Origin of the sequence: Planomicrobium sp. MB-3u-38 (assembly GCF_002836425.1) — a bacterium.
Taxonomy (GTDB): Bacteria; Bacillota; Bacilli; order Bacillales_A; family Planococcaceae; genus Planococcus; species Planococcus okeanokoites.
On sequence record NZ_PJBO01000072.1, the window covers coordinates 1 to 13,433 of the forward strand.

Sequence of the window (13,433 nt, forward strand, 5' to 3'; positions counted from 1 at the left end):
AACCTTCTCAGCGGTTTTCCTTTGGAAAATAAATATAATCAAGTACAGTCCCTTCCTCGCCGAATTGCCTCAGCAAGGAAACAATCTGACCTCGGTGATAAGAAGCATGATTAATGAAAGTGAATAACATCTCTTCCCTGGTCTCCTCAAAGGAATTGCCGCGAAGATTTGTGAATCTCATGACTTCCTGCCACTGGTCTTCAGTCAATGAAGAAAAATACAATTCCATTTCTGCGTGAAGCAGCATAAAAGCCTGTTTCGCTTCAGCTGCAGTGTCCACCTGAAATTGTTCAGCTGCAGGTTTTTCAATGCCTGTCATTCTCAGCAGCCAGAGTTTTTCAACAGTGATTACATGCCTGACTGTTTCTTTGATAGAAGGAAATGAACTATCCCCTTCCCGGGTAAAAACCGCATCACCGAGGCCTTCTGTATGTGAAAGAATCTCCTGGCTGGCCCATTGATGGTAGGCAAACAGTTTATCTCTTAACATAAGGCACCTGCTTTCTGTCAATGTTTTATTCCCATAACCATCTCTTCATTTCGATCCACCATTTTTTATAGGCGGCCTTGCCCTTTCAAAAATCTTTCTCCAAAATGGCGTAGTGATAATGGTCTTCCCACACTCCATTGATATGAAGAAATTCCTTCAATAATCCCTCATTCTCAAATCCTGCTTTTTCAAGCACACGAACGGAACCTGTATTTCGGGGAGACACATACGCCTCTATCCGGTGCAGCTGGATTTTTTCAAAGCCGAAAGCCACAATCAGCTTTACAGCTTCTGTGGCAATCCCTCGCCCAATATATGATTCATCGACTGAATAACCGACCAATGCACTGAGAAACGGCAATCGCTTAATGCTGTACATGGAAATATGGCCAATCAGTTTATCGCTTCCATTTTCAAACACTCCGAAACTGTACTCGCGATTTTCCCTGGCCTGATAAATGGATTCACGTATTTTTTCCCGTTGTACAGCAGCAGTGAAATAACTGTCCCGATGTTTCGGTTCGAAGATTGCCCAGTATTCCTTGTTGCGCACAAGCAATTGCACCATTTCTTCAGCGTCCTCAACTGTCAAAATACGAAGGTAGCACAACTTACCGGTCAATAGAAAATTCATATCATTCAGCAGATGACGTCAGCGAAATAAACTCTTCAGCATCTTTCACACATAGAGCAATCCCTTTTTCCCAGAAAGCTTCCTGTGTAATGTCTTCACCCAGATGCTTCATCGCCAAGTCTTCAGCAGTCATGATCACCGTATCCCGCAATAACGCCATGTACTTCTCCTCGAATCCGGCTCCTTCTTCAAGCGCTTTGGCATAAACACTCAACGAGAATAAATAACCGAATGTGTAAGGGAAATTATAGAATGGCACGTAAGTTATATAGAAATGAAGCTTCGATGCCCAGAAATGCGGATGCGTGGACTTTAACCCGCCGCCGAATCCTTCATGCTGTGCTTCTTCCATCAATTCATTCAGGCGGGAAGCCGGTACGACTCCTTTTTTGCGTTCTTCATAAAATCGCGTTTCAAACAGGAAGCGTGAATGGATATTCATGAAGAAAGCGACACTGCGCTGAACTTTATCTTCAAGCAGAGCGATTTTCTCATCATTGGATGATGCATTCTTCACTGCCGCATCAGCAACAATCATTTCAGCGAATGTAGAAGCTGTCTCTGCGACATTCATTGCGTAAGATCGGTTGATCTGGTGAACCGGACGCAGCGCGTACGAATGGAAAGCATGTCCCAATTCATGCGCCAAGGTTGCAACGTTCGACATCGAGCCGCTGTAAGTCATGAAAATACGCGATTCTTCAGTTAATGGAAGGCCTGTACAAAAACCACCTGGCCGTTTGTTCGGACGGTCTTCCGCTTCAATCCATCCTTTTTCGAAAGCATGGCGTGAGAATTTTTCAAGTTCCGGACCGAATTTCTTGAAATGCTCCAGAATGAATTCCGCACCTTCCTGATAGGAAAAAGTTTGTGTGCTCTCAGTTACCGGAGCGTCCACATCATACCAATCAAGCCCGTCTTTTCCGAGCAGCTCCGCCTTCTGATTAAGGTAATCGACGAACGGCTGTTTATTTTTTGAAATGGCGCTCCACATAGCATCCAAAGTCTGCTGTTTCATCCGGTTGATCTGCAGCGGTTCCTGCAACGGATTTTCCCATCCGCGTTTCTTGTATATTTCTAAACGGAATCCCGCTATGGAATTTAAGGTTTTCGCAAAGAAATCTTCTTTTTCTGTCCATGCATCTTCCAGCTTTTCGTATGATTCTTTTCTTACTTGAGGATCTGCGTGTGAACTTAAGTTGTTTGCCTGCCCGACAGACATGGTTTTTTCCTGACCATCTACGGTTATTTTGATTTTAATGTCACCCACAAGCATATCGTAGAGCTGGCTCCATCCGTGATAACCGTCCATGCTCAAAGCAGTGATCAAGTTTTCTTCCTTCTCGGATAGCAATTGCTTTGCTTCGTCCCGCCATTCATTTAAAACGAAAGAGAATTCACGAAGTTTGTCGTCATCCATCAACTCATTCCATACAGCATCATCCGTTTTCGTCAGGTCCTGCTGAATTTTCTGAAGAGCCGAGTTAAAACGCGCGCTCAGGCTGGCAGATTCACTCTGCAGCAGCGACGCTTTTTTATCTTCTGAATTTTGCGCCTGCAAACAGCCGATAAACGCGCTTGACTGGCGGAGGTGCAGCATCATTTCTTTTACAGCTTCAAGCACCTCTGCCACTTGCTGGGCATCAGCGGCTTTTTCAGGTACGGAAAAATTACGGGAAAGTTTTTCAAACTCCTCCAATTTGGGTCCTGCTTCATCCATATGTACGCGGAGCTCTTCTGACTCACTGCCTCCTGGGAACAAGACATCCAAGTCCCATACTTCCGGAAATTTCACTGTCATGGCTTTTCCTCCTGATAAACTAAATTTTCTAAAAACACTTATCAGTATACCATTGTTCTTCGGTTTACGGAATATTTGGCAAAGCCGATCGGACACGATGACATAATATTGACGATTTCCCGGAACTTTTTATTCAAATCAACGAACAGTTAATTGTTGTCAGAAACAAGGAACGGTATACTGTTAGCGAGGAGGGATCACAGATGTTCCGTTTGATATTAATGACAATCGCCTTTTTGGCCATCATTGCAATTAACGCATTAGCCAATATCCTGCCGATCAACGGTCAAACCACAGGAGAAATTTCCAACAGGCTTCCTGTTCTGTTCACCCCTGCCGGTTATGTCTTTTCGATCTGGTCAGTCATATACATATTATTAGCTATCTGGATTGCTGGATTCTGGATCCGTTATAAGAAAGAAAAAGAACTTCCTTCCCGAGCCATCAGTTTGTATTTCATCTTAAGCGCTGCGGCCAATATCACCTGGCTATTCCTATGGCATTATGAATACTTCGCCTGGTCTATAGCAGCGATGCTCCTCTACCTCGGTTCACTTATTCTGTTATATCTCCAATATGGTAATAATGAGAGAAAATTTACCGAACGGCTGCCGATTTCAGTAAATATGGGTTGGATCAGTGTTGCGACCATTACAAATATCAGTTATGTACTCACTTATTATAATTGGGGCGGTTGGGGCCTCAGCAACGAGTTATGGGCAGTCATCATGCTGACTGTTGCTACAGCTCTTGCACTGCATGTCCGTTTCCATCACTCCGATATTCCTTTCACTTTAGTGTTTGTCTGGGCATTCATCGGTATTGCAGTCAAACACGGACTGGATGAAATGCTCGTTACAACAGCTTCCTTATTCCTGAGCGGGGTGATCATTACAGGAATCCTTCTTATCAAGAAAAAGTGATGTTGCCCTATGATAAAATGTTTCCATCAAAAAAGCCTGCACTATGCAGGCTTTTTTGATGGCTGTCGAGAAATCGACACTTCTCAAATCATTTCGCTTTAGGCGGACGCGTTCCGCAAGGAGCTGCCTGACGCTTCATTTAAGTTTAGTCTGAACTGACGGATCGTCTCCTTTAGATATCAAAAGTAAAAGACATTTCTATTATAGAATGCGAATTGAGATATGGAGCAAAACAGCGAAGACTCCCAGGCGACCAAGTGAAGTGCTGAGATCCACTCGGGCGAAGTGGAACGAGCACGAGTTAGCTCAGCACAAGCAGCCAAGTGCGGCCAAAGTATTTCGGCCAGCGCTTTGCGACGAAGCTAGCGCAGCGATGCAGGAGCACGGTTTTTGGAAAGCGAAACTGTTTTGCGGAATATCGAATTTAAAATCTTTATCTTTCTCAACAAGCTGCAAAAAAAGCCTGCGCTATGCAGGCTTTTTTTTATTCTTCTAGTTTAGTCAATAAAATCGGTTCACCTTTTGTCACCAGCACTGTATGTTCAATCTGCGCGACAAGCGACTGGTCCGGGGTAATGAAAGTCCAGCCATCCCCGGATTCAATGATATGCTCAGCTTTTTGCGAGATGAAAGGCTCGACAGCGAGAACCATTCCTTCTTTAAGGATTGTCGTTTCCCAGGCATCATAATAATTCAGGATATGCTGAGGAGCTTCATGGAGTGATTTCCCAATGCCATGGCCTGTCAGGTTTTTGATGACAAACAAACCTTGCTCTTTCGCTTCCCGCTCAACCGCTTTACCGATCTGGTTTAATTTTGAACCTGCTTTGACTTTAGTCATCGCCCGTTCGAAAGCTTTTTCAGCCGCTTCACAAATCTTCTCTTTTTCAGGATGATTATCCCCTACGACAAAAGAAATCCCTGTATCCGAAAAATACCCCTCATAAGAACCGGAAACATCAATGTTGACGATATCCCCTTCCTTGATGACACGTTTCCCTGGAATACCGTGTGCCACTTCTTCATTTACACTGATGCACGTATAGCCCGGAAAATCATATTCGGATTTCGGACCGGAAACGCCGCCAAGTTCTTCGAACAATCGTCCGCCCAACTCATCAATTTCTTTGGTAGTTACGCCAGGCTTGGTTGCCGCTCTCATTTCCTCACGGATCTTCGCTACCATTTGCCCTGCTTTTTTTAACATTTCAATATCTTTTTCGTTAGTTGCAATCATCAAATACCCTTCTTTCAAGCTTTTCTATTCAAGAATTATAACATAAAAGAAAAGCGACAGGGGCCGCCGGAGTCTGAACAAAGAAAAGAAGACTATCATAAGATAGCCTTCAACTTTTCATTCTTTCACATCAATCAATCTCGGAGCTGCTATGAACAGAATGGAACAGACAACCGCTGTCAGCAGAAATGCCGGCACCATATAAGTCGCGTTGTACACAAACGAGTAAATATAAACATTACCCGTCGCAAATTCACTGAAGAACCAGATCCCCACGATTACATGGATGATATAGCGCAGAAATGCGCCGATCAAAGCTCCTGCTACAATCGAGGAAACCGCTTTGCCACGAGAACCATTCCGCAAATTTTTAAGATAAGCGGATCTCATTATTCCTGCCACCCCAACGCTCGCGAAAGCGACCAAGTAATCGAGTGTCACTTGTGTAAAAGCGAATCCGAATGATAAAGGCACAATATAGACACGCCCCGTAACAAGCTGCAGCAAGCCAACTGTAAGGCCGGTCAGAATACCGGCACCCATCCCGCGGCGGAACGCCATCAGGATAATCGGGATCATCACCAGACTGACCGATCCCCCCTGCGGCATACTGAACGCGATAAAATCCAATACAAAGCCAAGGGCTCCGAAAATCGCGATTTCGAGCATCAATAATAATTTTTTATTTCTCATGATATCCTCCCTAATGTTTGCACATCACCAGAAGGGCCGCCAATAAAAACCATACGAAAAGCGGCGCCAGGATAGACCCTGACGCCGCATAAGGGCAGGTTTCCATCCACATCCCTGCGCAAGTATTAACTTACAGGTTCAAAGGGTAAGAACGGTTCCGTTCACTCTCAGCAAAAGCTCCCCTTGTGGTGTATACAGTTATTTTCTTAACATCTGTATTGTAACGGACATAAAGATGGTATGCAAGTTCGTTTCAACTGGAGCCATTAGGGTATTGAGAAAGTAAATGTTTCAGAAAGGATGGTGGAGGCAGCTGAAATTGCTGCTGCACGCGTATGATCGAATTATTGAAAGAGCTGATAAAAATTAAAAGTGATACCAAAGAAGGCGCCAATGACGCTCTTCTTTTTTGCGCCCGCTGGCTCGAAGAATATGGTGAAGCGGTTGAAGTCCACGACAACAAAGGTTTTTTGATGCTGACTGCCCAAAAAGGCCAGGGATCAGAAAAATTGGTCTGGAATGGACATGTCGATGTGGTTCCTGGGCATGATGAACAATTTACGCCGATGGAAGAACTCGGCCGCTTGTATGGCCGCGGTTCAGCGGATATGAAAGCTGGCGTAGCCGCCATGATGCAGGCGTTCATCGAACTTGACCCTGAAAAATTAAAGCGTGAAGTCCATCTCCATATCGTCACCGATGAAGAAATCGGCGGCCATAACACTTCTGAATGGCTCGTGTCACAAGGCCACAGCGGTGACTTTATCATTTGCGGTGAACCTACAGGGTTGAAAGTCGGACTGCAGTCAAAAGGCATCCTGCATATGGACATGGTGTTCAAAGGCAAGCCGGCTCACGGCAGCCGCCCTTGGGAAGGCATTAATGCCATCGAGCAGGCGATGAAATATCATATGGCGATGGCTGAACTTCCTTTCCGTAAAGAATCTACTGAATATTACGAGCAGCCTTCCGTCAACTTGGCCATCATCAATGCCGGCAAGCGCTATAATATGGTTCCGGAACTTTGTGAAATGTCCTATGATATCCGTTTCATGCCGGGACAGGATCCCAAAGAGATTACGCGTCAGATGGTTGAACTCGGTGAAACACTGGGAATCGATTTTGATTATAAATCAAGTTCTTCCACGACACCGGCGCTGACAACGACAGCCGATAATCCATATATACAGACCTTGCAGGAAAGCATCCGGAGCAATACCGGAAATGACCCTGTGCTGTTCGGCCAGCATGGTGCTGCAGATACCCGCTATTACGCCGCTGTCAATGGAGGCGAAGGGGCGATCGAGTTTGGCCCGAGTGGCGATGACTGGCACGGCAATGCTGAATATGTGGAAATTTCAAGTGTCCATGAGTATAAAGACATTCTGGTGACTCATGCCTTAAGTTAAGTGCCATGTTTAAGGCAGTCCGAAAAAGGGCATTTAAATAGTATCTTTAAAACGAATGGAGCGATAAATATGGCAGTAGGTAGATTATTAAGAACAGCGATCAAATATGGTCCTATAGCATATCCGGTTATCCGTAAATTCATGAATAAAAAGAAAGCCAAAGGCAACGCTCAAACAAACACCAGCCAGTATAAAACAAAACAGACAAAAAGATAAGCAAAAATCCCGCTTCCTAATTTCAGGTAGCGGGATTTTTTAGTTCTATACTATTGGAAGGATTGTTCTTATAGCCAAATAATCTGAGTGAAGACTTGGAAACAATTGTGCAGACTGATCATCCGCCGTCAGTTCGGCTTCATCTTCTGCAGCCGGTTGAGGATTTTCATCCGCTTGTTCTTCCTGCCCTTGCAGGATTTCTTCAAAACTTACAGGGTTCGGTTGAGGCAGCTCTCTGTTTTCGATCGTCCAGCCACTTCGGTATTCTGCCAAAAATTCATTGGCCATGGCCTGATAGCCTTCTAAATTCGGATGGACATCCCCTGGATTCGGCACTTTCGATGTCGCATTTTCACCGAATGCATCGTCCACTGACACAAAAATCGCATCCGCTTTTTCAGCTTCATTTTCGAGTATCCTGTTTAAGATCTCCAATTGTTCAGCTATGCCTTTTTTCTGCGACTCACGGGCATGCGGGTAGGCAAAATAATATCCCATGACATATACATCCGCGTTTGGCGCAGCTTCATTTAGCCGATTCAATATATCGGCAATATTTTTTCTGGCTTTATTCAGGGCGAAGTCCGATTGGATGCGCTGGAACTGAAGGGAACCGTCAGCAGGATTCGCCTGGACCAGCCGCAGCAGATCATTGGCTCCTGCTGACAATGTAATGATATTTGCCGATGCCAGAAGTTTCTTCGTCTCTTCTTCCTCTACACGCTCCAGAACATCTGCTGTCGTGAATCCGGGAAAAGCGAGATCTTTCGAAAACAATGCGACCGGCTGGTTCCGGCCCAGCTCCTGTGCAATCAAATCAGCATAGCCAGCATCAATCTGGCTGTCAGGTGTCTGCCCGGCAGCGAGCGAATCACCCAGCGCAATATAGGCAGCCGGAATTTTCACTTCAGCTGCCGCTGTATTCACCATACTGATTGCAAAGGTCCCAGCCAGCAGTAATGCTGCAGTCTTTTTCATTATTATCACCTCTTAGAATGCCCAGTTGCCTTTTCGGAAAACCGGAATCTTCGATCCATCTGCAGTGACGCCATCGATATCCATTTCAGCACTGCCGATCATAAAGTCTTCATGGACAATGGACGTATTCAATCCCAGCTCTTCCAATTGCTCACGCTCAAGATCGCGTGCGCCCTCGTAGCATGTCGGATAGGAATCGCCGATTGCCAAGTGGTTTGAGGCATTTTCATCAAATAAAGTATTGAAGAATAACAGGCCTGAATCTGAAATTGGCGACTGGTGCGGCACCAATGCCACTTCGCCGAGATAAGCTGCGCCTTCATCAGAACTGATCATTTCATTTAACAGCTCTTCACCTGTTTCAGCTTCAGCTTTAACGATTTTGCCATTTTCGAAGGTCAGTGTGAATCCATCGATGATGTTGCCTTGATAAACAAATGGCTTTGTATTACGGACAAAACCGTTAACTCCATTTTTTAATGGTACAGTATAAACTTCCTCTGTCGGCATATTCGCGATGAACGGATTGCCTTGCGGCGTTTTTGAAGCGCCAGACATCCAGATATGCTTGTCTGGCAACTCGATTGTAAGATCAGTGCCAGGAGCGGAGTACTGCAGTTTTACAAAACGATGATCATTTAATTGGGCAGCGCGTTTCTCAAGAAAATCGATATGTTCCTTCCACAATGCAACAGCGTCTCCGCCCCCGATTCGCACGGTTTTGAATATTGCTTCCCAAAGAGCTTCAATCTGCTGATCCGGTTCAAGCTCCGGAAAGACTTTGGCAGCCCATTTTTCTGACGGGATTGCCACAATCGACCAGGCGACTTTATCGGAACCGACTGCCTGGCGGTATCTGGCCAATGCCTTGCCTGCTGCTTTTTGTGAGTTCGATAAACGTTTGGCTGGAATACCGGTCAATAAATCCGGATCTTCCGCATCGATCCACAAGAATGAACCGCCTTTTTCAATAATTTCGTCCCGCTGCAAGACCGACCATTCCGGATATTCCGTAAATGCCTCATCAGGCGCATGTTCATAATGGGTGCGTGTCTGTACTGGATCGGAATAATTTACGTGTACGTTTTTTGCCCCAGCCTCATAGGCTTTCTTTACAACCAGACGTGTGAAATCGATTGTGTCTGTCGTGGTGTTGATAAGAACGTGCTGATCCTTTTGGACATTAAGTCCAACGTATACGGTCAGCTCCGCATACTGCTCCATTTTATTCTGAAAATCCATTATTTTTTCCCCTTTGTGTTCACAGTCTTGCTTGACCCTTCAATCAATTCTCCGCCATGCATGATTTTCTGAACAGGCTTCGATGGCAAGTCCTTCGTGAATTTTTTATAGTGTCTTTCATCCTGATAAGCTAATAGCGTCAATACTTCACCGTCTTTTCCGGCTCTACCTGTCCGTCCTGACCGATGAAGATACTGATCGATTGTTTTGGGCACATCCACATGGATAACATGTGTCACAGAATCGATATCGAGTCCGCGTGCGGCGACCTCTGTCGCGATAAGAACCGAAACTTCCCCTTTGCGGAATGCGTCCAGTGCCCCTTTTCGTTCTTCTTTATTCATTTCAGAGTGCAAGGTCACTATTTTAGTGTCACGGAATTTCAATTTATTTTCCTTCATCAGCAGCTGATCGAGATTATTGACGAATGCCAGCGCTTTGACATTGTCGATGTGCGAAATACGGCGCAATAGATCCGTCTTATCGCGTTCGTCCACTTTGATGAATGAATGCGTCACTTTGCCCTGCATCGGCATATCCGCAGCTGTGACTTGAAGGCGTGTAGGGTGTTGCATCAGACGGTCGGCGACCAGCTCCACTTCTTCGGTTATTGTTGCGGATACCAGAACGAGCTGTCTTTCAGTCTGTGTTTTTTCAATCAGCGCTTTCATCACATTACGATGCTCGCGCGCCATCAATTGATCCCCTTCATCCAGGACCAGAATACGGATTTCATGCATTTTCAGCTTCTTGCTTTTGACAAGCTCATTCAAGCGGCCCGGTGTACCCACCACAATAGTCGGTTTCTTCTTCAATTTTTCCAGCTGGCGCTGCATATTGGCTCCGCCGATCAATTGGGCAACGGTGACATCTGTGCCTTCTGTCCACTCTCTCAGCACATTGACGATCTGCATCGACAACTCTTGGGAAGGGGCGATGATCATGGCCTGTGTCGCTGCTTTTTTGGGATTGACCCGTTCTAAAATCGGCAGTACGTACGCCAATGTTTTACCTGACCCTGTCGGTGATTGCGCCAGGATATCATTGCCGGCCAGCATCTCTGGAATCATCTGCTCCTGGATCGGCATAATTGATTCAAAACCTGTTTTTTTCCATTTTTCCTGCCACACTGGCTTTAATTCTTCTATAAATGTCATTTTAATTCCACCTTCTCTTCAATGCTTACAGTGTACCATATTTGGCGGTCTAACGCCTTTTTTTGATGAATCCGGCTTGCTTGATTCCTGTAAAATAAACAAAACCGCTCCAATTGTCGGAGCGGTTTGAAAATCAGGATTCTGTTGCTTCCTGGCGGGTATAGACAATGTCCTTTTCCTGTTCGGTTACGGGACGCTGCGGCTTTTTGATAAACAGCGCCAAAAGCAATGCAGTTAATGCGATGAAAGTAGAAACAAAAAATGAAAAATTGATCCCTTCCAGCATCGCCATGTTCACAATACTTTCCGGTGCTGTTCCATTCGCCATCAAATCGGCTGCGGCTGACTCGGTGCGCGTATTCATCAACGTGATCAGGAATGCGGAGCCGATTGCCCCTGAAACCTGCTGCAGTGTATTATTGATGGCCGTCCCGTGTGGATATGCTTTCATCGGCAACGTATTCAAGCCATTGGTCATGACCGGCATCATGACCAATGAAATACCGAGCATCCGGATGGAATAGATGATCATGATCTGCCAATAGCTTGTATCCAATGATAACTGGCTGAACAGATATGTTGTGATGACGACAAGTGATAACCCCGGGATTGCCAAGACTTTAGCGCCCCATTTATCAAACAGTCGGCCGGTGATCGGAGACATCATTCCCATGATCAAGGCACCCGGCAGCATCAATAATCCTGAGTTGATCGGTGAAATCCCTTTGATGGTCTGAATATAAATCGGCATCAGGATCATCGCAGAGAACATCGACATCGACAAGACAATTGAAATGACTGACGACAATGCGAACATCGGATATTTATAGATGCGGATCTCGAGCAGCGGCTCTTCCAATTTCAACTGGCGCAGCGCGAAGAGCACCAACGATGCCAGACCGACGGCAATTGTCAGGTAGACGACAGGGTCGGACCAGCCCATTGTGCCAGCCGAACTGAAGCCGTACAAAATGCCGCCAAAACCTAAGCTTGATAAAACCAGTGAAAATTTATCGAGCGAAATTTCCCGGTTCTGGAAGGTTAAGTTCTTTAATTTGAAAATCCCCAGCAGTAATGGAATCAACGCAACCGGCAATACGATGAAAAAAAGCACCCGCCAGTCATAATTTTGAACGATATACCCTGATAAGGTCGGACCGATTGCTGGTGCGACAACCATGACCAGCCCGAAGTATCCCATTGCTGTCCCACGTTTTTCAACAGGAAATGCCGCAAGCATAACGTTCATCAAAAGCGGCATCATCAATGCAGCACCGGAAGCCTGCAAAAGGCGTCCGGCCAAAAGGAAAGCAAAAGTCGGTGCCAGCGCAGCGATCAATGTCCCCAGTGAGAACAACGACATTGCAACGATAAAGATCGAGCGATTTGAAAAGCGCTGGATAAAATAGGCGCTGGCCGGTATCAATATCCCGTTGACCAGCATATATCCAGTGACCAGCCACTGGGCGGTAGCTGCTTTTATGCCAAAATCCGCCATGATTTCAGGCAATGCGATATTCAATAATGTCTGGTTGAAAATCGCTACAAATGCCCCTGTAAATAATATTGCGATTATGCCGTAAGGCGGTTTTTTCTGTTCGGTCATTTTCTTTCTTCCTCCATATATTTCATGCTGAATTTATTTTCCTCAATCTCCATTTCATTATTCTATACCTGCAGTATATATTTATCAATAAAAATATACCGACTGTTTATTTTAATTGCTTAATCAGCCAGGTACAGGTATTCTGAACATAGACTATGAGTATAAAGGTGAGTAAAATGAATCGAAAAAAACAAAATATACTGGACGCCGCATACTCCCTTTTCATCCAAAAGGGCTATAATTCCACTTCCATTCAGGATATTCTTGATGAAGCCGGCATATCCAAGGGAACATTTTATAATTATTTCACTTCCAAAACGGAATGTCTGATTGCCATCATGGAATCTGTCGCCAATGAAATAAGGCAGAAACGGATGGAAGCCGCTGCCGGAAAGCCGGTGGATGATCCGGAAGTATTGGCGGAGCAGCTGTGTGTGAGAATTCAAATGAACCGCGAGAAAAATCTTTTTTCATTATATGAAAGTATTTTCTATTCCCAGGACAAAGAGCTGAAAGATTTCGCTAAGAACACTTACCGGAAAGAACTGGATTGGATCACCTCGCGCATTATTGATATCCATGGCGTTAAAGCCTCTCCTTATGCGTTGGATAATGCCGCCGCTGTACACGGGTCGATCCAGCAGCTCGTCAATATCTGGCAATTGACTACGGATGAGGATCTTCCAACGAAGAAGTTAGCCGCCTTCGTCATCAACCGATTGCAAATCACCATCTCGGATCAAATAAAATCCGGGGAACGATTTATATCGGCGCCAACCGTATATACGGAAAAAACATCGGATAACCTTTCAATTGAAGAACTGGCACAGCAGCTCGAAACCTGCAGCCAAGCTTTTGAGGAAGAACATGGTTCACGTCAACTGGTCCTGTTCCTTGCGGAAGAATTGAGGGAGCAAGCGCCACGCAAAGCATTAGTGGAAAGCGTTTTGGGCACACTCGCCAAACAGCCGGAACATGAGTCGGATCTCATGATTTTACTTGAACAGGTTTGGAAAAAACTTGCCAAGCTGTAAATAGCCATAGAAA

Annotated in this window: 13 protein-coding genes and 1 riboswitch; of the genes, 4 read left to right on the forward strand and 9 right to left on the reverse strand. The window is 45.3% G+C overall.

What is annotated here, in order from left to right:
- Positions 1 to 7 precede the first annotated feature (7 nt).
- The 3 genes from CXF70_RS15110 to CXF70_RS15120 all read right to left on the reverse strand — a co-directional run bounded on the left by CXF70_RS15110 (position 8) and on the right by CXF70_RS15120 (position 2,925).
- A complete protein-coding gene (locus CXF70_RS15110) occupies positions 8 to 490 on the reverse strand; it encodes a DinB family protein (RefSeq protein ID WP_101803347.1) in 483 nt (160 codons plus the stop codon).
- Positions 491 to 575: 85 nt separating this feature from the next.
- Positions 576 to 1,124, reverse strand: a complete 549-nt coding sequence (locus CXF70_RS15115; protein ID WP_101803348.1) for a GNAT family N-acetyltransferase — start codon at positions 1,122 to 1,124, stop codon at positions 576 to 578.
- 1 nt (position 1,125) lies between these two features.
- The gene (locus CXF70_RS15120; protein WP_101803349.1) at positions 1,126 to 2,925 is read right to left on the reverse strand and encodes a M3 family oligoendopeptidase; all 1,800 of its coding nucleotides are present in this window, start codon (positions 2,923 to 2,925) and stop codon (positions 1,126 to 1,128) included.
- Between the two features lie 203 nt (positions 2,926 to 3,128).
- Between CXF70_RS15120 and CXF70_RS15125 the strand changes: the two genes are divergently transcribed.
- Positions 3,129 to 3,848, forward strand: coding sequence for a tryptophan-rich sensory protein (locus CXF70_RS15125; RefSeq protein ID WP_101803350.1), 720 nt, complete (start codon positions 3,129 to 3,131; stop codon positions 3,846 to 3,848).
- Positions 3,849 to 4,332: 484 nt separating this feature from the next.
- On the opposite strand, the gene map is transcribed toward CXF70_RS15125, so the two are convergent.
- Positions 4,333 to 5,085 carry a type I methionyl aminopeptidase gene (gene map / locus CXF70_RS15130; RefSeq protein ID WP_084242296.1) on the reverse strand — a complete coding sequence of 251 codons (753 nt, stop codon included), beginning with the start codon at positions 5,083 to 5,085 and terminating at the stop codon, positions 4,333 to 4,335.
- Between the two features lie 117 nt (positions 5,086 to 5,202).
- Positions 5,203 to 5,778: an energy-coupled thiamine transporter ThiT gene (thiT, locus tag CXF70_RS15135; RefSeq protein WP_101803351.1), complete on the reverse strand. Its 576-nt coding sequence runs from the start codon at positions 5,776 to 5,778 to the stop codon at positions 5,203 to 5,205.
- Positions 5,779 to 5,872: 94 nt separating this feature from the next.
- A riboswitch (TPP riboswitch) is annotated at positions 5,873 to 5,972 on the reverse strand.
- A gap of 141 nt (positions 5,973 to 6,113) precedes the next feature.
- On the opposite strand from thiT, the gene CXF70_RS15140 reads away from it, so the two are divergent.
- Together CXF70_RS15140 and CXF70_RS18395 are read left to right on the forward strand one after the other, a co-directional pair.
- The gene (locus CXF70_RS15140) at positions 6,114 to 7,187 is read left to right on the forward strand and encodes a M20 family metallopeptidase (RefSeq protein ID WP_101803352.1); all 1,074 of its coding nucleotides are present in this window, start codon (positions 6,114 to 6,116) and stop codon (positions 7,185 to 7,187) included.
- Between the two features lie 69 nt (positions 7,188 to 7,256).
- A complete protein-coding gene (locus CXF70_RS18395) occupies positions 7,257 to 7,403 on the forward strand; it encodes a hypothetical protein (protein WP_179135655.1) in 147 nt (48 codons plus the stop codon).
- Between the two features lie 45 nt (positions 7,404 to 7,448).
- Here the strand turns inward: CXF70_RS18395 and CXF70_RS15145 are convergent, their stop codons facing one another.
- From CXF70_RS15145 to CXF70_RS15160, 4 genes are all read right to left on the reverse strand, one after another.
- Positions 7,449 to 8,381, reverse strand: a complete 933-nt coding sequence (locus tag CXF70_RS15145; protein ID WP_101803353.1) for an SGNH/GDSL hydrolase family protein — start codon at positions 8,379 to 8,381, stop codon at positions 7,449 to 7,451.
- Between the two features lie 12 nt (positions 8,382 to 8,393).
- A complete protein-coding gene (locus tag CXF70_RS15150) occupies positions 8,394 to 9,623 on the reverse strand; it encodes an aminopeptidase (protein ID WP_101803354.1) in 1,230 nt (409 codons plus the stop codon).
- The gene (locus tag CXF70_RS15155) at positions 9,623 to 10,780 is read right to left on the reverse strand and encodes a DEAD/DEAH box helicase (protein ID WP_101803355.1); all 1,158 of its coding nucleotides are present in this window, start codon (positions 10,778 to 10,780) and stop codon (positions 9,623 to 9,625) included. The genes CXF70_RS15150 and CXF70_RS15155 overlap by 1 nt, the downstream gene beginning before the upstream one ends.
- A gap of 133 nt (positions 10,781 to 10,913) precedes the next feature.
- On the reverse strand, positions 10,914 to 12,386 hold the full coding sequence (locus CXF70_RS15160) for a DHA2 family efflux MFS transporter permease subunit (RefSeq protein WP_101803356.1): 1,473 nt from the start codon (positions 12,384 to 12,386) through the stop codon (positions 10,914 to 10,916).
- A gap of 176 nt (positions 12,387 to 12,562) precedes the next feature.
- Here CXF70_RS15160 and CXF70_RS15165 point away from each other — a divergent pair, with 176 nt between their 5' ends.
- Positions 12,563 to 13,420 carry a TetR/AcrR family transcriptional regulator gene (locus tag CXF70_RS15165; protein WP_084242303.1) on the forward strand — a complete coding sequence of 286 codons (858 nt, stop codon included), beginning with the start codon at positions 12,563 to 12,565 and terminating at the stop codon, positions 13,418 to 13,420.
- Positions 13,421 to 13,433: the final 13 nt, after the last annotated feature.